This is a genomic window from Stenotrophomonas sp. CFBP8994, from assembly GCF_034044835.1.
Classification (GTDB): domain Bacteria; phylum Pseudomonadota; class Gammaproteobacteria; order Xanthomonadales; family Xanthomonadaceae; genus Stenotrophomonas; species Stenotrophomonas rhizophila_A.
In genome coordinates, this window is record NZ_JAXCWT010000001.1 from 1,018,538 (window position 1) to 1,037,150 (window position 18,613).

Below are 18,613 nucleotides of genomic sequence, written 5' to 3' on the forward strand. Positions count from 1 at the left end.
CCCTCGGCGCGTAACGACCAACGGTCGCAACGGGAAACCGACAGGTAGGTGACGACCGTTGGTCGTCACTCCCTGGCGCGGCCAGCCTGTCGCAGCAGGCTGGCCGCGAACCCGCCGACGATGAGCACGCCCAGCACCAGCAGGCCCCACAGCAGCCAGCGCTTCCAGTCGCGTACCGGCTGCACGGCCGCGTCGCCGCCGAGCGGCTGCGCGGCGCCCTGCACCGTGGCCAGCGCCGGTTGCCACTGCGCGCCCTGCTGCTCGCGCAGGCGTGCGATGACCGTGCCCACCGGGGCATCGAGACGCGCGGCGCGCACGCTGCCGGCGGCCAGGCTGTAGGGCGGCTCGCCCTGGCTCAGGAACACCAGCGCCTCAGGCTGGTAGCCCAGCTTCAACGTGGGCGCCGGCATCGCCGCCGTGCCCTGCGCGGCGGTGAGCTTCCAGAAGCGGTCCCGCGTGGCCACGGCCAGCGACTGGGTCTGCGACTGCCGGCGCGCGTCGGTGTCCTGCAGCTGGTAGGCCACCCACGGCCCTGCGCGGACCTGCCAGGGCTGGTTGGCATCGTCGCGGCTGAGCAGGGTCCACTGCACCACGCTGTTGTCCGGCGTGGCGATGTCCACCTGCGCGATGGGGAAGCGGCCATCGAGGGTGTATTCGAACTCCCCCGGCCTGCCTGCGGCACCGCCCAGCGCGCGCCACTGCCACGCGATCGCCTGCGCCGTGGCCACGCGTTCGGCCTGCACCGCCGACAGCACCGGCAGCGCATCGCCGCCGGTGGGCACGATGCGGAAGTACTTCGCTTCGCGGCCGATCTCGATACGGCGCTGCTGAAGCCGGCGGCCGTCGTGCTGCAGATCCACCAGCGGCACGTCGTCGGCCACGCGCTGCCAGTCGCGCAGGTCGTCGCTGGCATCCACGCGCACGCGTACCTGCAGCGCCTGCGGCGCCTCCCAATCCAGGCGCAGGGCCTGCACGCCGGTGCGCAGCGCGCTGGCGTCGACCAGCCAGCCACCCGGCGATGCGTTGCCCACGCTGCGGCCGAGCCGGGCTTCCACGCGGCGCACGCTGCCATCGGTGTTGCGTTCGGTCAGCAGTTGCAGATCGTCGCCGCCGCTACCGCCCTGCGCCGGCAGCGGGAACCAGGGCAGCGCCTGCCATTCGGCCGCCTGCGCCAGCGGTTGGTCGGCCGAGAACAGCGCCGACGGCAGGGCCTGGCCCCGCGCATTGAACACCTGCACATCGGCCAACTGCGGCGACACCGCACTGCGGTACTGGGCCTCGCCCAGCATCAGCCGGTAGGCACCGGCCTGCGCGGCGGACAGCTGCAACGGCCACTGCTCGCGGAAGTCCTGGCGCGCATCGGCCGCCAGCGCGGGCGTGGCCACGGCGAGCGACACGATGGCGATTACACGATGAAGAAGGGTCACGGCTGCGGCTCCACGATGGGGTCCGGCGCGCGCGGCGGAGCCGGCGCCAGATAACCCACGACCGTGCACAGCAGGCCGTAGGCGATGAAGGAAGAAATACCAAGCAGGTTGCCCAGGTGCTGCCGGTCGATCAGCACCAGCTTGGCCAGCACCACGCCCATCAGCACCGCACCCACCAGCCACAGGGCGCGCTGCCCGCGGCGCGAGCCCCACACCCAGCTGATCACGCCGAGCACACTCCACACCACCGTCAAACTGGTCTGTGCCAGCGTGGACGACCACAGCCGCCCGTCCCAGGACACCCCGCCCCAATGGTGCACGGCATGCAGGGTGATGCTGGTCAGCGCAACGAAACCGGCCAGCGCCAGCAGCGGCACGCGGCGCGCCTGCAGCGCTGCGGGCGCATCGCCGCGCCATAGCCACCGCGCCAGCAACGCCAACACGGCCAGCTGCGCCAGCTCCAGCGGGTTGAACACCGGCACCCACGGCAGCGGCCACGCCGATCCCGGGGCAAACAGGAAGCCAATCCACGCCAGCCCCAGCACCGCAAACAGCGTGCACTGCAGCGCAGGGCGCGCCACGTTGAAGCGCTCGCCCAACGGCACCGTCAACCAGCGCCACCGCTGCAGCGCGAGGAACACCACCGCCAGCCACGGCAGCAGCGTCGCCGCCAGCGCCCAGCCCTGGGCCAGCTCGAAGCGGTCGGCCAGCCACGATGCGGCCAGCGACAGCACTGTTGGCCACAGCAGCCACCAGATGAACTGCGCCGCCACCGCCGCACGGTCCTGGCCGCCGCGCAGGCACCACAGGCTGCGCACACCCAGCACCGCGAACACCGCCCAGGCCATCGCGCCATATCCGGCGAAGGGCTGGCGGTGGATGTCCACCTGCCACAGCGCCAGCGGGAACGCGCACAGCAGCATCGCCAGCGTGGTCAACACCAGCGCGCGCGCCGGCATGTGCCGGTGCACCTCCGCCGCGATCCATGAGGTGACGGCCACCACGACCAGCAACGCATCCGGGCGGCTGTCGAACGCAACGAAGCGGGTGACCTCATGGCAGGCGCCACCCAGCCACCACAGCAGGCCCCACAGGTAGTACACGATGGCCGGTGCGTCGCGGCCGGCACGGCGGTAGCTGAAGGCCGACGCAAACCCGGCCAGCGCCAGCAGCAACCCGCTCATGAAGGTCGGGTTGGCGATGGCCGTGGCGTCGTTGAACCAGTAGTCGGCCCCCACCACGAAGCCGAACGCGGCGCCCAGCTGCAGCAGCGCGCCGGCGATCTGCGGCAGCAGGCGCTGCTGGCGCAGGCCCAGCCACACCAGCGCCGCGCCTTCCAGCGCGAACACACTGGCCGTGGCACGTGCCGACAACGCCAACGGCACCGCCAGCGTGGCAAAGCCCACCGCCAGCACCGCATGCGACTGCCCCAGCGCCGCATAGCGCGGCCGCCGGATCAACGCCCACGCCAGGCCCGCGTACAACGCCGCCACCCCCAGCGCGCACAGCGCCAGCAGCAGCCGGTCGTCATGCAGCATGCCCGCCTGCAGCGAGAATGCGATCAGCGGCGTGCCAAACACCAGGCTTCCATCGACCAGGTCGCGCTTCTCCGCCGGCTGGCGGCGCGCGTACAGGATGGGAATGACCAGGTAGAACGCAAAGAACAGCAGCAGGAACGGCTCGGTACTGGCGAACTTGTCCGCGTTGTACTGCAGCACCCCCCACGTGGTGCCGATGCCAAACGTAAAGGCAAAACCCAGCAGGTTGAGCGCGCGCCACGGCCGCCACCACGCAATGGCGAGGATGGCCGCATTGAGCACCGCGTAGTACGAGAACAGCGCCACATGGTTGCCGCTGCCGGTGGACAGCCAGATCGGCGCCATGAACCCGGCCAGGATACCCAGCACTGCCAGCGTGCGCGAGTTCTGCACCACCGCCAGCACCCCCATGCCCGCAATCAGCACGATGCTCAGCGCGAACGCGATACCCGGATCGATCAGGTCATAGCGCTTGAACGCCGCGAAGATCGTCAGCAGCAGGATGCCAATCGCCCCGCCCTGCAACGCCAGCGCAAACATCCGCCGGCGCTCGCGCTGCACCCAGCCGAACACCAGCCCCGCCAGCGCCCCGGCCGCAATCGCCGCCAGCCGCAGCTCGATCGGCGCATTGAGCCAACCCTGGTCGCTCGCATACTTCAGCAGCGCCGCAACACCCGCCAACAACACCAGCATGCCGATCTTCACCGGCACATTGCCCTCGGTGAACCAGCGCTTGATCGTCCCCACGATCCGCTCGCCCAGGTCCGGCCCACGCGGCGGCGGCGGCACGAAGGCTTCGGGTTCGGAGACAGCAGCGGAAGGCAGCGGCGGCGGCGCCACCCGCGCAGCCGCAGCAAACGGCTCGGGCACCGGCTCTGGCTCGGTCAGCGGCACCTCAGGGGCAGGCGCCGGCGCAGCCACCGGGGTCGGCGCATAAGGGCGCTCTTCCCATGCAGCACTCACCGCCGGCTGGGCCACCGGATGGGCACTGTCGCTACGTGCCTGCTCCAAGGCAGCCACCCTTCGGCGCAGCCCGGAAATCATCACCAACGCCACGATCAGCAACACCGGCACGGCCAACAGCACCAGTACCGCCAGGACAATCAAAGCTTCCATTCCGCGTCATCCTCAAGGGAACGCCACCGGCAGCCATGACAAGCAAGGCGCCAGCGGCAGCGGAGCCATGCTAACTGAATCGGGGGGAAGACCGCTCAGAGGGGTATGCGCCGCTTCCCCGTGGCCACCGACCCACCGTCCAGGGGTCGCCGGGTGCGGGGGTACGGGACTGTCAAAAACATGGATGTTTTTGCCAAGCCCCCATGGATGGGTTCACGGCGTGTCCCGTACCCCCGCACCCGGCGGCCCCCTCCAAGGATCTGGCAAACAAAGGCTGTTCGCCCAGAACCATCAGCAGCCGAACGAAGGCCGGCGACACGCGCCATCAACGAGTACCGACCAAAAAAAACGGCGAACCGAAGTCCGCCGTTCTTTCAGATCCGTACGCAGCGATTACTTCGCGGCGACGACCTTGGCCATTTCCAGGCACTTGTTCGAATAGCCCCACTCGTTGTCGTACCAGGACACCAGCTTCACGAACGTGCTGTCCAGGGCGATGCCGGCGTCGGCATCGAACACCGACGTGTGGGTTTCACCGCGGAAATCGGTCGCCACGACCTTGTCTTCGGTGTAGCCCAGGATGCCCTTCAACGCGCCTTCGCTCTGCGCCTTCACTTCCGCGCAGATCTCGGCGTACGTGGCTTCCTTCTCCAGCTCCACCGTCAGATCGACCACCGACACGTCCGAGGTCGGCACGCGGAAGCTCATGCCGGTGAGCTTCTTGTTCAGCTCCGGAATGACCACGCCCACGGCCTTGGCCGCACCCGTCGACGACGGAATGATGTTTTCCAGGATGCCGCGGCCACCGCGCCAGTCCTTGTTCGACGGACCATCCACGGTCTTCTGCGTCGCAGTCGCCGCATGCACCGTGGTCATCAGGCCACGCTTGATGCCCCACTTGTCGTTGATCACCTTGGCCAGCGGCGCCAGGCAGTTGGTGGTGCACGACGCGTTGGAGATGATCGCCTCGCCCGCATAGGTCTTGTCGTTCACACCGAACACGAACATCGGCGTATCGTCCTTCGACGGTGCCGACAGGATCACCTTCTTCGCGCCCGCATCGATGTGCTTCTGCGCCGTTTCCTTGGTCAGGAACAGGCCCGTGGACTCGATCACCACGTCCACGCCGACCTCGTCCCACTTCAGGTTGGCCGGATCGCGTTCCTGGGTCAGGCGGATCTTCTTGCCATTGACCAGCAGGTCGCTGCCCGATACCTCCACGTCTGCCTTGAAGCGGCCATGCACCGAGTCGTACTTCAGCATGTACGCCAGGTAATCCGGCTCCAGCAGATCGTTGATGGCCACGATTTCGATGTCATTACCGAAATTCAGCACCGCCGAACGCAGCACGTTGCGCCCGATGCGACCGAAACCGTTGATGCCAACCTTGATTGCCATGTTCACAAGCTCCTGCAGCCGCGACAGAGCGGCGCCGATGGAAAGGGCCGCCATTCTATCAAAGCCCGACCCACCCCGGCCCCCGGGATCGGGATGGGAAGCGGTTACACCCGTAAAAATCGTGGATTGATCCGGATCAAGGCGCGCCAAGGCCCGGACGGGAAAACTGGCCCCATTCCACCCCGCCACGAGACAGCACCATGCGTAAGACCCCCCTCCTCCTGCCCGCCAGCCTCGCCGCCGCCCTCGCCCTGGCCGCCAGCCCCGCCATGGCCCAGTCCAAGGGCGACTGGACCCTGGCCGCCGGCGTGCACCAGGTGGCGCCCAAGTCCAACAACGGCACCCTGGCCGGCGGCCTCAAGGTCGACGTCGACAACGACATCAAGCCCACCATCACCGGCGAATACTTCATCGCCGACAACCTGGGCATCGAGCTTCTGGCCGCCCTTCCGTTCAAGCACGACATCAACATCGACGGCCTGGGCCGCGTTGGCAGCACCAAGCACCTGCCGCCGGTGGTGTCCCTGCAGTACCACTTCAACAGCAAGGGCAAGGTGTCCCCGTTCCTCGGCGCCGGCCTGAACTACACCACCTTCTTCAGCGAAGAAACCGGCGGCGCCCTGGCCGGCAGCAGCCTCAAGCTGGAAGACTCGTGGGGCCTGGCCGCACACGCCGGCGTCGACTTCGCCATCGCCGACAAGGGCGCCCTGCGCGTCGACGTGCGCTGGATCGACATCGACAGCGACGTCAAGCTGGATGGCACCAAGCTGGGCACCGTCAAGATCGACCCGCTGGCCTACGGCGTGTCCTACGTGTTCAAGTTCTGACCCACCGGTCAGCGCCGCTCCCAACCTCGCAGCAACGCATTTCCCCGGCCTTGGCCGGGGATTTTTTTTGCCTTGTTGCAGCACTGTTCATCACCACGTCAATTGGAACGATCGATTCGATCAATGGACTGAATCGAGGAACGCGCTGCGGTGCGTGCAGCGACATGGATCGATTGAGCAAGACCACACACGCTGCTCGCGTCAATTGGCGCAGTCAATCGTAGTGACGTGTCCGGCAACAATTCATCGGAGAGCGGGCAGGCCCAGCCAAGCATGCATGGCCGCCCTACCGGCACCCCCATCCCGCCTCTCTCAAGCCGCTGCTGAAGGACCGACATGTCCCGCATTCCCTCGCAACTTCCCGCCAACGCCGCCGCCCCGCGCCGACCGCCTCACAGCCTGAGCGAAGGTCTCCACCTGATCGCAGGCCAGATCAACAGGACGCCGGCCATCGGCAGGCTCTGGTCCATTCTCAATGTGGCGACGCCCAGCGTGAGCACAGCCCAGACTCCGGCGCTGCCGCAGGGCAGGATCGACTTCCAGGAGGTGTCCGACTCGTCGGATGAGGACAGCCAGTTCGCCTGCGGCGGCGACGACCATCTGGAACCCGGTGATCTCTCCGCGCTGGAGCTGGAAAGCACCCGCGCCGCCCTGGCGGTGCTGAAAGACGAGCACGCCCGCCTGCCCGAAGGTGACGCGCGTTCGCACTACCAGGCGCAGATCGCCAAGCTTGAGTCGGCCCTGCACAGCCAAGGCCAGGCAACGCCGAACGCGGTGGTGGTGCTGGACGTTGCCGCTTCGACCGCCCCCGAGGCGGAGCCGGCCTGCACCCCGCCTGTGGTCGACCTGCCACCCGACCCGCCACCGGTGCGGGCCGAGCAGGCACTGGCGATTGTTCCTGCGGCGCAGCGCACCATGACCAGTGCGTTGGTTGAACTGGGCAGGGAGGCCGTCCAACGGGTCATTGCCCTGCCACCGCGCTCCCTTGCGAAGATAATGCCCAACGAAAGGACCCTGTTGCCGCGCAACGTTCCCACCTTCAAGACGTTAGGCCAAAGCAGTGCCATGGAGGCGGCGAGCAACAGCCTGCTTGCCAACGTGGGCCGGTGGGGCACTGCCCAGATCCAATCGTTCAACGTCAGGCTGGTGCACCAGATCGAACAGCAGGAGAAATCCAACCGGACGCGGCAGCCGGCGCCCTTCAACGCGCTGGAGCGCGCCTGTCTCGTCGACGCCAGCACGTCCGTACTGCGGCGGGTGGTGAAGCCGACGAGCGACACCACCATCAAGAAACTGCTCGAGAAGTCCAACCCTGACGCCGGCAGCTATGGTGCCGCGCACTGCGCGGTGATCTCCAATCATTCAAAGCGCCTTGAAACACTGCTGCGCTCCAGTGCTGGAAAGATCGACGTCGACATGACGTCCGAGGTGCACGGAGCCACAGCGCTCGAACTCGCCGTGGAACATGGGCATTGGGACTGCGCCGAGGTACTGCTGCGGGCGGGGGCGAGGCCTACCCTGCGCGCGTTCGTATCGCAGGCGGAGGACGGCAATGTGGACAGGTTCCGGCAGCTGCACGCCCACTGGCAGTTGTTGGAAAGGAAGAACGCGCGCGCATGCGATGCGACGGAGCCGTTCGACTTCCGGCAGGCATTGGGCACTGCGGTCGCGTTCAACGCATTGGATATCGCGCGCTACCTGTTTGAGCAGGGGGTCCGGCCGCGTGACAAAAGCTACCTCATGCTGCAGTTTGCCGCAGAGAAGGGGCACGCCGCGATGCTGAGGCTGTTGCTGGAACATGTCCCACCCGGAATCGCCTACCCGCCCAACGACTCCAACGCAGAGCAGTCCCCGCTGGCATTCGCCATGCAGGGCGGGCACGTCAAGGCAGTGGCGGTGCTGCTCGAGGAAAACGCCGACCCGCAGTTCGTGAGAGCGGTGACGGACAGCTTCGAGGCGGCGACAGCAACGCTTCCCCGCGCTGACAAAGAGCGGCTCGCACCGGTGACGACGCTGCTGCGCAGCTGGCTGCTGCAACGGCAGCAGCGCCCTGCGTCCGATACCTCGCCCGCCCCAGCGCTGATGGCACAGCATGGCGACGCCGCGAATGATCCGCGCGCAGCTCATGCCCTGCAGTCGAAGCGCAGTGGGAAGGTCTTCGTCCCCTCCTACGTGTTCTCGCGTCCAGTGGCGCTGTAGCGGGAACGGCCCCGGCAGAATCCCGGATTCCGCCGGGGCCACCCCGTTGCGCCGGCGACATCGCCAGCTGGCCAGATCCGGAAAAGGTCAGCGCCTGAGCGGATCGTTAGAATGGGCCGATGAAAATCGCCTCCCTGTTGACGTCCGCCGCGCTGCTGGCCGCACTCACCCTCGTATCCACCGATGCCCTGGCCTGGGGCGCGCAGGGCCACCGCCTGGTCGCCCGCATTGCCGAACCGCGCCTGACCCCGCAGACCCGCGCCGAAGTGGCGCGGCTGCTGGCCACCGAGCCGGGGGCCACCCTGGCCTCCATTGCGCCGTGGGCCGATGAACTGCGCGCCAAAGATCCTGGCCTTGGCAAGCGTTCGGCCGGCTGGCATTACGTGAACATTGGCGAGGATGATTGCCACTACGAGGTCGAGCGCAACTGCCGCAATGGCAACTGCGTGGTGGAAGCGTTGAAGACCCAGACCGCCATCCTGGGCGATCGCAGACGCCCCGATGCCGAGCGCGCGCAGGCACTCAAGTTCGTCGTGCATTTCGTCGGCGACATCCACCAGCCCATGCATGCCGGTTACGGCCACGACAAGGGCGGCAATGACTTCCAGGTGCAGTTCAACGGGCGCGGCACCAACCTGCATTCGCTGTGGGACAGCGGCATGCTGAACACCCTCAAGCTGGACGATGACGCCTATACCCGGCGCCTGGCCGCGCTGAAGGCGCCGAAGGTGGGCAAGCGCTCGGCGATCGGCACCGATGCGGTGCAGTGGGCCGAGGCCAGCTGCCGCATCGCCATTGCACCTGGCGTTTACCCGGCCCAGCGTACGCTGGCGCCCGAGTACACCGCCACGTACCTGCCGGTCGCCGAAAGCGAACTGCGCCTGGCCGGGGAACGCCTGGCGGTGCTGCTCAACGACACGTTGGGTAAGCGCTGAGGTTTCACCATGTCACCGCACGTCGCCAGTTTCTTCCACCCGGACAGCAACACCTTCAGTTACGTGGTGCATGACCCGGCCACCCGGCAGGCGGCGGTGATCGACCCGGTGCTGGATTACGACCCGGACACCGACGCGGCCGGGTCCGGTGCGCTGCAGCCGCTGCTGGCGCATGTGCGCGGCCACGCGCTCGAGGTGCGCTGGCTGCTGGAAACGCATGCGCATGCCGACCATGTCAGCGCTGGGCGCTCGCTGAAGCAGCAATGGCCGCAGGCGACGCTGGCGATGGGCGACGGCATTGTGGAGGTGCAACGCACCTTCGCACCGCGCTATGGGCTAGACGTGCCCACCGATGGCTCGCAGTTCGACCATCTGTTCGCCGATGGCGAGCGCTTTGCCGTGGGTGACATCGCAGCGGAGGTCATTGCCGTACCCGGACATACCAGCGACAGCGTGGCGTACCGGATCGGTGATGCCGTGTTCACCGGCGATTCGCTGTTCATGCCCGATGGCGGAACCGCACGCTGTGATTTTCCCGGGGGCGACGCCGGCCTGCTGTACCGCTCGATCCAACGCCTGCTTGCCCTGCCCGATGCCACCCGGGTGTTCATCTGCCACGACTACGGCCCGGGCGGGCGCGCGGTCGCCAATGAAACCACCATCGGCGAGCAGCGCGCACATAACATCCACCTGCATGACGGGGTGAGCGAGGCGGCGTTCGTGGCGACCCGGCAAGCGCGCGACGCCACGCTTGCCGAGCCCAAGTTGATGCACCCGTCGGTAAAGGCGAACATCCAGGGCGGGGCGTAAAAACCGCGCAGCGCGTGGTTTTACCGGGTCTTCACCGTGTGCTGGCCGTGCACGATCTCGAACGTGAAAGCGTAGAACAGGCTCACCGCCACCGGCTCCACCCGCTCGGCATCGCGACAGTCGCTGCGGTCGGCCGGCGCGTGGCCTGCCGCGAAGTGGCAGACCGCCGCAGGCGAGTAGCGCCACATCGCGACCGCTTCCTGTGCTGCTTCCACCAGCACCCGGTTTTCAGGCGCGCCGCCGGCAATGCACTCACTGCGATCACTCACCGGCACGCTGCGTTCCACCGTGCCGTCGGCGCTCACCACCACCTGCAGGCAGACCGTGGTGGGCGGCAACTCCCGGCGTGGATCGCGCTCCCCCAGCACCGGGTCCGGCGCCGCAAACAGCTGCGGCATCCGGTAGCCCTCGCTGGGTTTGAGCATGTAAGCCTCCACCTGCCCTTCCCCTCCCGTCGCGTCAGCCCGCAGCCGCTGATGGCCGACTGTTTCGGCCCGTGAATCCACCGTGGTGAGGCGGTCGTGGCCGGCACAGCCAGCCACCCCCACCACGAGCGCAACCGACGCATGCAGCTGCCACCTCACTGGCCGGTCACCGTTTCAGTCATGGCGAAGTTCACTGGAATGCGGACCGCGCCCGCCACCGCCTTGCCGTCCTTCATCGCCGGACGGTAGGTCCACTGCCGGGCTGCAGCGATCGACGCGGCGTCGAACACGCCCGGATTGGTGGCACTGAGCACGCGCACATCGCTGACCTTGCCCTGCGCGTCCACCTCCACCCGCAGCACCACTTCACCGCTCTGGTTGTTCTCGAACGCGCTGGTGGGGTAGCTCGGCGGCGGCATCCTGTCGATCGTCACCGGGCGCTCCAGCCCTGCCTTGGCCGCATCTTCCTGCGCGAACTGGAACGGTTCGGCACTGATCGCCGGGCTGCCGCCGCTGCCGGCCTGGCTGGCCCAGGCGACCGCGCCCAGCCCCATGCACAGCCCCACCACCAGTACCTGGCCGGTCACCCACGGCAACGCCCTGCGCTTGTGTTCCTTCATCATGGCAATTCGCTCCTTCAACATCGGTTGGCTGCGCCAGTGGCAGGCCATGGGCGCAACCGGGTGGACCAACTGCGCCTTCAGCAGCGCGTTGGCGTAGAGCCGGCGCGAGGCCGGATGCGGGTCGACCGTGCGTGCGTCGCAGGCCAGCTCCTGGTCACGCAGGAAGCGGCGCGAGGCCCACGGCAACAACGGATGGAACCAGAACAGGCAGCGCAGCAGTGCCAGCGCGGCATTGGCCCAGTGATCGCCATGCCGGCGGTGCTGGAATTCATGCTGCAGGATCAGCGCGCGTTCGGCCGCACTGAAGCGCAGATCGAAATCCGGGCCGACCACCACGCGTGGTGACCACAGGCCCACCAGGGCCGGCAGGCCGGGATCGGCGCTGGCCTGCCAGCTGCCATCGCTTCGCGGGTGAAGCGCGCCCATGCCACGCTCGAAACGGCGCTGGCCACGCCACTGGCGGATGCCGGCCAGCAGTGCGCCGGCCGCCCACAGCGCGACCAGCAGGGCCGGCCACAGCACCGCGTCGGTTGGCAGCACCGGCGCGCGCAGCGCCGACCCCAGCGCGTGTACCGGCGTGGCCTCGTCGAGCGGCACGCCGGGCAGCGGCAGCAGCGGTGCCAGCAGCACCAGCGGCAGCAGCCACCAACTGCGATACACCAGCGGTGCACCGCCCAGCCGGCGCAGCAGCGGGCGCAACGCGGCCAGCAACATCGCACCGATCGCAAGCCACATGCTTGCCAGCAGCATTCCCTGCAGCAGCTCAGTCATGGTCCAGCTCCTGGATCAGCTTCTTCAGTTCGGCAATGTCCTGCGCGCTCAGCTCGCCGCGTTCGCTGAAATGCGCCACCAGCGGCGCGACCCGGCCGGCGAACAGCTTGTCCAACAGGCCGCTGCTCTGTTCGGCCACCCAGGCCTGCCGCTGCAGCACCGGCGAGTACAGATAGCGGCGGCCCTCACGGCTGGCGCTGATCGCGCCCTTGGTAAGCAGGCGGTTGAGCAGGGTCTTGATGGTGGGTTCTGCCCAGTCGCGGTCGGCCAGCGCCGCCACCACCTCGTCGGCGCCCTGCGGGTGCCGGTTCCAGAGCACTTCCATGACAACGGCTTCGGCTTCGCTGATCTGGCTCATCATTTACATCCGTAATCGACGGATCGATTACGCGCGTAATCCTTGCCCCTGTCAAGCCCCTGCGTCGCGGTCCGTTCAAGCCGGAAGTGCTGTAATGCTTTTCAAGACTTTGCAGGAACGCCGAATGACCGAGCATCTCACCGACCTGGACGCTGCCACCGACTGGCTGTTGCAGCGTGTTGACGGGCCGCTGCGCATCGGCGCACCGCTGGCACTGGGCAAGCCGCACCGGCTGCTCAACGCGCTGTATGCGCGGATCGAGAACGACCCGTCGCGCCCGCTGCAGATCTACACCGCGCTGTCGTTGAACCCGCCCAAGCCCGGCGGCGGGCTGGAGGCGCGCTTCATGGCACCGTTCGCGGCGCGCCATTTCGGCGAGGATTTCCCGCCCCTGGCCTACGCCGATGCGATGGTGCGCGACCGCCTGCCCGACCATGTGCAGGTGGAAGAGTTCTACATGCAGTCCGGCGCGCTGCTCGGTTCATCGCAGGCCCAGCGCGGCTACACCAGCCTCAACTACACCCATGCCGCCGATGCGGTGGCGCAGCGCGCGCCGCACGCGATCGTGCAGAAAGTGGCGATGCGGCCCGACGACCGGCGCCTGTCGCTGTCCTGCAACAACGACATCACCCAGGACACGATCGACGCCATGCTCGCGCGCGGCCTGCCGCGCCCGCTGCTGATTGCCGAGATCGATCCGCAGTTGCCCTACCTGGGCGGCTCGGCCACGGTGGATGTGTCCTTCTTCGACCTGGTGATCACGCCGCCGGCACCGTATCCGGCCCTGTTCGGGCTGCCGCGACAGCCGGTCAGCGATGCGGACTACGCCATCGGGCTGTATGCCAGCGCACTGGTCCGCGATGGTGGCACGCTGCAGATCGGCATCGGCACGCTGGCCGATGCGATCAGCCACGCGCTGGTGCTGCGCCACACCGACAACGCCCGCTACCGGCAGATCCTGCACGCCCTGGACCCGACGTTGGCCAGCCACCCGACGGTGCTCGAATGCGGCGGGCTGGAGCCGTTCGAGGTGGGTCTGTACGGCTGCAGTGAGATGCTCAACGAAGGCTTCCGCCGGCTGGTGCAGACCGGGGTGATTCGACGCAAGGTGCACGATGACCTGGCGTTGATGGAGCGGATTGAAAGCGGCAGCACGCTGACCATCGACCACGCCACGCTGGACGCCGAAGGCGAATACCTGCATGGCGCGTTCTACCTGGGCTCGCCGGAGTTCTACCAGTGGCTGCGCGACCTGCCGGAAGCGGAATCCCGCGCGATCGGCATGCGCCGGATCAGCGAGATCAACCAGCTGTATGGCGGCAACGAGGCGCTGGAACGGCTGCAGCGCCGGCATGCGCGTTTCTTCAATTCCTGCATGATGGCCACCGCGCTGGGCGCGGCGGTGTCCGATGCGCTGGAAGACGGGCGCGTGGTCTCCGGCGTGGGCGGCCAGTACAACTTCGTGGCGATGGCGCACGCGCTGCCCGAGGCACGCAGCGCGCTGATGTTCCGCGCGACCCGCGAGGACAAGGGCACGCTGCAGTCGAACGTGCGCTGGAACTACGGGCACACCACGATTCCGCGCCACCTGCGCGATATCTACATCAACGAATATGGCATCGCCGACCTGCGCAACCTCACCGACGAGGACTGTGTGACCGGCATGGCGGCGATCACCGATGCGGCGTTCCAGGCCAACCTGCTGCAGACGGCGAAGGCCTCGAAGAAGCTGGCGGATGGTTTTGTCGCGCCGGAGCATTGGCCACGACGCAATACGGCCGCCGCGGTGAGTGCATCGCTGGCGCCGTTCCGGCAGTCCGGCGCCCTGCCCGATTACCCGCTGGGCAGCGATTTCACCGAAGTGGAGCAGCACTTGGTAAAGGCATTGGGCTGGTTGAAGCAGAACACCCAGACCCCGGGCGCGAAGCTGCGCACGGTGCTGGCTGCATTTACCCAGCCTGCCGGCGATGGCGACGTGGTGTACCTGCAGCGGATGGGATTGGATGCGCCGAAGACGTTCGGCGAGAAAGTTGAAGCGCGTCTGGTGCGGTTGGGCTTGGCGCGCACCGCGTAACGCAGCGCGGACAAATGAAAACGGCGCTTCCGTTTCGGGAAGCGCCGTCTGGACTACGTCGGTTGCTTGCCCTTACCTGGCCAGCTGTGCCTTCGCAGCAGCCACCACCGCATCGGTGGTGATGCCGAAGTGCTTGTACAGCGCTTCGGCCGGGGCCGATGCGCCGAAGGTGTCGATACCGATCACCGCACCGTCCAGGCCCACGTACTGGCGCCAGAAACCGGTGACGCCGGCTTCGACCGCCACGCGGTTGCGCACCGCGTTGGGCAGCACCGATTCACGGTAGGCCGCATCCTGGCGCTCGAACACATCGGTGGACGGCATCGAGACCACGCGGGTCTTGATCCCGGCGGCGTCGAGCTCGGCCTTGGCGGCCACGGCCAGGCCCACTTCCGAACCGGTACCGATCAGGATCACGTCGGGCACGCCGCCTTCGGCATCGGCCAGCACGTAACCGCCACGGGCGATCTGTGCCACCTGGTCGGTGCTGCGCGGCTGGTGCGGCAGGTTCTGGCGGCTGAACACCAGGCAGCTCGGGCCGTCCTGGCGGGTGATTGCCGCCTTCCAGCTGACCGCCGACTCGACCGCATCGCACGGGCGCCACACATCGTTGTTCGGGATGTAGCGCAGCGAGGCCAGGTGCTCCACCGGCTGGTGGGTCGGGCCGTCTTCGCCCAGGCCGATCGAGTCGTGGGTGTACACGTGGATGGCATGGGCCGGGATCAGCGCGCTCATGCGCACGCCGTTGCGGGCGTAGTCGCTGAACACCAGGAAGGTCGCATCGAACGGAATGAAGCCGCCATGCAGGGCCAGGCCATTTGCAATGGCGGTCATGCCGAACTCGCGCACGCCGTAGTACACGTAGTTGGCGTTCGGGTCGTCAGTGGCGACCGACTTGCTGGCCTTCCACAGGGTCAGGTTGGAGTGCGCCAGATCGGCCGAACCACCCACCAGCTCCGGCAGCAGCGGCGCGAAGGCTTCAATGGCCAGCTGCGAAGCCTTGCGCGAAGCGATGGTCTGGCCTTCGGCCTGGACCTGGGCGATGTAGGCATCGGCCTTGGCGACGAAATCGGCCGGCAGCTCGCCATTCGAACGGCGGGTCAGCTCTTCGGCTTCGGCCGGGAACTGCGCGGCGTACTTGTCGAACTGCTGGTCCCACTCGGCCTGGCGCACGGTGCCGGTACCACCGGCACGCCAGCCGGCGTAGATCTCTTCGGGGATCTCGAACGGGCCGTAGTTCCAGCCCAGCTGCTTGCGGGTGGCTTCCAGCTCGTCCTTGCCCAGCGGTGCGCCGTGGCTGGATTCCTTGCCGGCCTTGCCCGGCGAACCGAAACCAATGGTGGTGCGGCAGCAGATCAGGGTCGGCTTGTCGGACTGCGCCAGCGCACTGTCGATGGCGGCCTTGATGCTTTCCGGGTCGTGGCCATCGACGCCGCGCACCACGTTCCAGCCATAGGCTTCGAAACGCTCGGGGGTGTTGTCGGTGAACCAGCCGGCGGTGTTGCCGTCGATGGAGATGTGGTTGTCGTCCCAGAAGCAGACCAGCTTGCCCAGGCCCCAGGTGCCGGCCAGCGAGGCCGCTTCGTGGGAAATGCCTTCCATCAGGCAGCCGTCGCCCAGGAACACCCAGGTGCGGTGGTCGACGATCTCGTGCTCGGGGCGGTTGTAGCGCTGGGCCAGCAGCTTTTCGGCCAGCGCGAAACCAACCGCGTTGGCCAGGCCCTGGCCGAGCGGACCGGTGGTGGTTTCCACCCCGGGGGTTTCATGGTGTTCGGGGTGGCCGGCGGTCTTGCTGCCGAGCTGGCGGAACTGCTTGAGCTGTTCGATCGGCAGGTCGTAGCCGCTCAGGTGCAGCAACGCGTACTGCAGCATCGAGCCGTGGCCGTTGGACAGCACGAAGCGGTCGCGGTTGAACCACTTCGGATTGTTCGGGTTGTGACGGAGATAATCGTTCCAGAGGACTTCGGCGATATCTGCCATGCCCATCGGCATGCCGGGGTGACCGGACTTGGCGGTTTCGACCGCATCAGCGGCAAGGAAGCGGATGGCGTTGGCCAACTGGCGGCGGGTGGGCTGCGTCATGGTTCTGTCGGGGTCGGGAGGCTCCCGCTGGCTGCGGGCCCCCCATTGTCCCACAGTCCACCGGGCGGGTCAGGCTGCCCGGGTGTGTGAAGACGGCTGCGGTACACCAACAAAAACGCCCCGCTGGGCGGGGCGTTTCAGCCTGGACGTCGTGGATCAGGCCTCGCCGGTGGCCGAATTGATCACCGCACAGGTGGATTCACGCTGGAACTTCTCACCGGTAGCGTAGCCACCCGGGGTCAGCTTGGTGACCATGACCTTGGAGGACGTCGCTCCTTGCGGGGTGATCACCACGTTCCACGGCAGGGTGACCTGGCCGTTGGAGCCGCTGGCGTTCTGCTCGAACATCAGCAGGCCTGCTTCCTTGTCTTCCGACTTCAGGGTCAAGCCCGAGCTCACGCCTTCCACCTTGATGCGCTTGAACGCCACGTCCGCAGACACCGGAACAACGTCCCAGTTGGTGAACTTGCGGCCCGCGAAATAACTGCCTTCCTGCTTGTAGTTCGGGCATTCCGACTTCGCGCTGGCATCGAACGCCAGCAGGCCGAGCACCGCCACCACCAGATACTTCTTCATGAATGTGATTCTCCTTTCCCCGCACGACGCCGACCCGGCGCCTTCCATGCGCCGGGCCAGTATCCATGGCATCAACCTCGCATTCAATCGCGCGGCGCGACAGGCCCGGGAATGTGACTTTCATCACTTTCGCCCTTGGCTACCAGGGTGGTCAGCGCCAGGTCGCCAGTGACGTTGAGCGCGGTGCGGCACATGTCCAGGAAGTGGTTCACGCCCAGGATCAGGCCGATGCCCATCGGGTCCACGCCGACCATGGCGCAGATCATGGCCACCACGGGCAGCGAGCCGGACGGCACGCCGGCGGTGCCGATGCCGCCCAGGATGCAGACCACCATCACCATCAGCTGCTGGGTGATGCTCAGGTCCACGCCGAAGAACTGGGCCAGGAAGATCACCGTCACGCCTTCGAACAGCGCGGTGCCGTTCTGGTTGGCGGTGGCGCCCACGGTCAGCACGAAGCGCGATACCTTCTGCGGCAGCCCCATCTGGTCGGCCACGCGCAGCGCGGTCGGCAGGGTGGCGTTGCTGGAGGCAGTGGAGAACGCCATCACCGTGGCCTCCTGGGTATCGCGGAAGAACGCCAGCGGCGAACGCCCCGACAGCCACACCGCCGCACCGTAGGTCACCACCATGTGCAGTGCCAGCGCCAGCACCACCACGCCCACGTAGGCGCCCAGGCGGATCAGCAGGTCGAAGCCGAAGATCGCGGCCAGGTTGAACATGAAGCAGGCCACCGCATACGGCGCCAGGCGGATGACCAGGTTGATCAGGGTCATCGAGACTTCGAACACGCCTTCGATGACCTTGCGCAGCGGCGCGGTCTTCTCATCCGGCGACAGCACCATGCCGATGCCGAACATCAGCGCGAAGAACATCAGCGACAGGATCGCGCCGTTGCTGGAGGCGGCGGCCAGCACGTTGCTGGGCACGATCGACAGCAGCATGTCCATGCCCTTGGGCTGCTCGCCGATGTTGGCCACGATCTCGCGGCTGCGCTCGACGTTCTCGTGCAGCAGCTGCTGGGCCATGGCCGGGTCCACGCCCACGCCCGGCTTGAGCACGTTCACCAGCACCAGGCCCAGGCCAACCGCGATGCCCGACAGCAGCACGGTGTAGGCCAGGGTCTTCCAGCCGATCCGGCCGAGCGAGCGGATGTCGCCCATCTCCGACACGCCCATGACCAGCGCCGAGAAGATCAGCGGCACGATCAGCATGAAGATCAGGTTGAGGAACAGGCCCGACAGCGGCGTGGTCAGGTAGGTCATCACCGCGCGGGCGGCATCGGGCAGCCAGGGAATGCCCGGCCCGACGGCGTGCACGATCAGCCCCAGCAGCAGGCCAAGCCCGAAGCCAATGCCCATTTTCCAATGCAATGGCAGCTTCTGCCGGGTCGTTGCGGCCTCAGTCATGGAGCGGTGTTCCTTGAAAATTAGAGAAAGAGCTTAGCAAAGCCG

The 18,613-nt window shown here is 67.2% G+C and carries 14 protein-coding genes; 5 read left to right on the forward strand and 9 right to left on the reverse strand.

Annotation, left to right across the window (positions count from 1 at the left end; translation table 11 throughout):
* Window positions 1–65: 65 nt before the first annotated feature.
* The 3 genes from SOM39_RS04705 to gap form a co-directional block, all read right to left on the reverse strand.
* Window positions 66–1,427: a DUF3999 domain-containing protein gene (locus SOM39_RS04705; RefSeq protein ID WP_320457623.1), complete on the reverse strand. Its 1,362-nt coding sequence runs from the start codon at window positions 1,425–1,427 to the stop codon at window positions 66–68.
* Window positions 1,424–4,081 carry a DUF2339 domain-containing protein gene (locus SOM39_RS04710; RefSeq protein WP_320457624.1) on the reverse strand — a complete coding sequence of 886 codons (2,658 nt, stop codon included), beginning with the start codon at window positions 4,079–4,081 and terminating at the stop codon, window positions 1,424–1,426. Before SOM39_RS04710 ends, SOM39_RS04705 begins: the two co-directional genes overlap by 4 nt.
* A 393-nt stretch (window positions 4,082–4,474) precedes the next feature.
* On the reverse strand, window positions 4,475–5,479 hold the full coding sequence (gap, locus tag SOM39_RS04715) for a type I glyceraldehyde-3-phosphate dehydrogenase (protein ID WP_068854751.1): 1,005 nt from the start codon (window positions 5,477–5,479) through the stop codon (window positions 4,475–4,477).
* Between the two features lie 200 nt (window positions 5,480–5,679).
* On the opposite strand from gap, the gene SOM39_RS04720 reads away from it, so the two are divergent.
* The 4 genes from SOM39_RS04720 (at window position 5,680) to SOM39_RS04735 (ending at window position 10,250) form a co-directional block, all read left to right on the forward strand.
* Window positions 5,680–6,306 (forward strand): OmpW/AlkL family protein, encoded by a 627-nt coding sequence (locus SOM39_RS04720; RefSeq protein ID WP_320457625.1) that lies wholly within the window; start codon window positions 5,680–5,682, stop codon window positions 6,304–6,306.
* A 336-nt stretch (window positions 6,307–6,642) separates the two neighbouring features.
* Entirely contained in the window at window positions 6,643–8,505 is a 1,863-nt protein-coding gene (locus tag SOM39_RS04725) for an ankyrin repeat domain-containing protein (RefSeq protein ID WP_320457626.1), read from the forward strand.
* A gap of 119 nt (window positions 8,506–8,624) precedes the next feature.
* On the forward strand, window positions 8,625–9,440 hold the full coding sequence (locus SOM39_RS04730) for a S1/P1 nuclease (RefSeq protein ID WP_320457627.1): 816 nt from the start codon (window positions 8,625–8,627) through the stop codon (window positions 9,438–9,440).
* A gap of 9 nt (window positions 9,441–9,449) precedes the next feature.
* Window positions 9,450–10,250 (forward strand): MBL fold metallo-hydrolase, encoded by an 801-nt coding sequence (locus SOM39_RS04735; RefSeq protein ID WP_320457628.1) that lies wholly within the window; start codon window positions 9,450–9,452, stop codon window positions 10,248–10,250.
* Window positions 10,251–10,270: 20 nt separating this feature from the next.
* Here SOM39_RS04735 and SOM39_RS04740 read toward each other — a convergent pair whose 3' ends face one another.
* Genes SOM39_RS04740 through SOM39_RS04750 form a run of 3 tightly spaced genes read right to left on the reverse strand, consistent with a single transcriptional unit; the run spans window position 10,271 to window position 12,427 of the window.
* Window positions 10,271–10,822 (reverse strand): hypothetical protein, encoded by a 552-nt coding sequence (locus SOM39_RS04740; protein WP_320457666.1) that lies wholly within the window; start codon window positions 10,820–10,822, stop codon window positions 10,271–10,273.
* 8 nt (window positions 10,823–10,830) lie between these two features.
* Window positions 10,831–12,069, reverse strand: a complete 1,239-nt coding sequence (locus tag SOM39_RS04745; RefSeq protein ID WP_320457629.1) for a TonB family protein — start codon at window positions 12,067–12,069, stop codon at window positions 10,831–10,833.
* On the reverse strand, window positions 12,062–12,427 hold the full coding sequence (locus SOM39_RS04750; protein WP_184127195.1) for a BlaI/MecI/CopY family transcriptional regulator: 366 nt from the start codon (window positions 12,425–12,427) through the stop codon (window positions 12,062–12,064). The genes SOM39_RS04745 and SOM39_RS04750 overlap by 8 nt, the downstream gene beginning before the upstream one ends.
* Window positions 12,428–12,551: 124 nt before the next feature.
* Here SOM39_RS04750 and SOM39_RS04755 point away from each other — a divergent pair, with 124 nt between their 5' ends.
* Entirely contained in the window at window positions 12,552–14,501 is a 1,950-nt protein-coding gene (locus SOM39_RS04755; protein ID WP_320457630.1) for an acetyl-CoA hydrolase/transferase C-terminal domain-containing protein, read from the forward strand.
* 72 nt (window positions 14,502–14,573) lie between these two features.
* Here the strand turns inward: SOM39_RS04755 and tkt are convergent, their stop codons facing one another.
* From tkt to SOM39_RS04770, 3 genes are all read right to left on the reverse strand, one after another.
* Window positions 14,574–16,583 carry a transketolase gene (gene tkt / locus SOM39_RS04760; protein ID WP_320457631.1) on the reverse strand — a complete coding sequence of 670 codons (2,010 nt, stop codon included), beginning with the start codon at window positions 16,581–16,583 and terminating at the stop codon, window positions 14,574–14,576.
* Between the two features lie 156 nt (window positions 16,584–16,739).
* A complete protein-coding gene (locus SOM39_RS04765) occupies window positions 16,740–17,159 on the reverse strand; it encodes a hypothetical protein (protein ID WP_221414595.1) in 420 nt (139 codons plus the stop codon).
* Window positions 17,160–17,242: 83 nt separating this feature from the next.
* Entirely contained in the window at window positions 17,243–18,568 is a 1,326-nt protein-coding gene (locus tag SOM39_RS04770; protein ID WP_095363603.1) for a dicarboxylate/amino acid:cation symporter, read from the reverse strand.
* Between the last annotated feature and the right edge of the window lie 45 nt (window positions 18,569–18,613).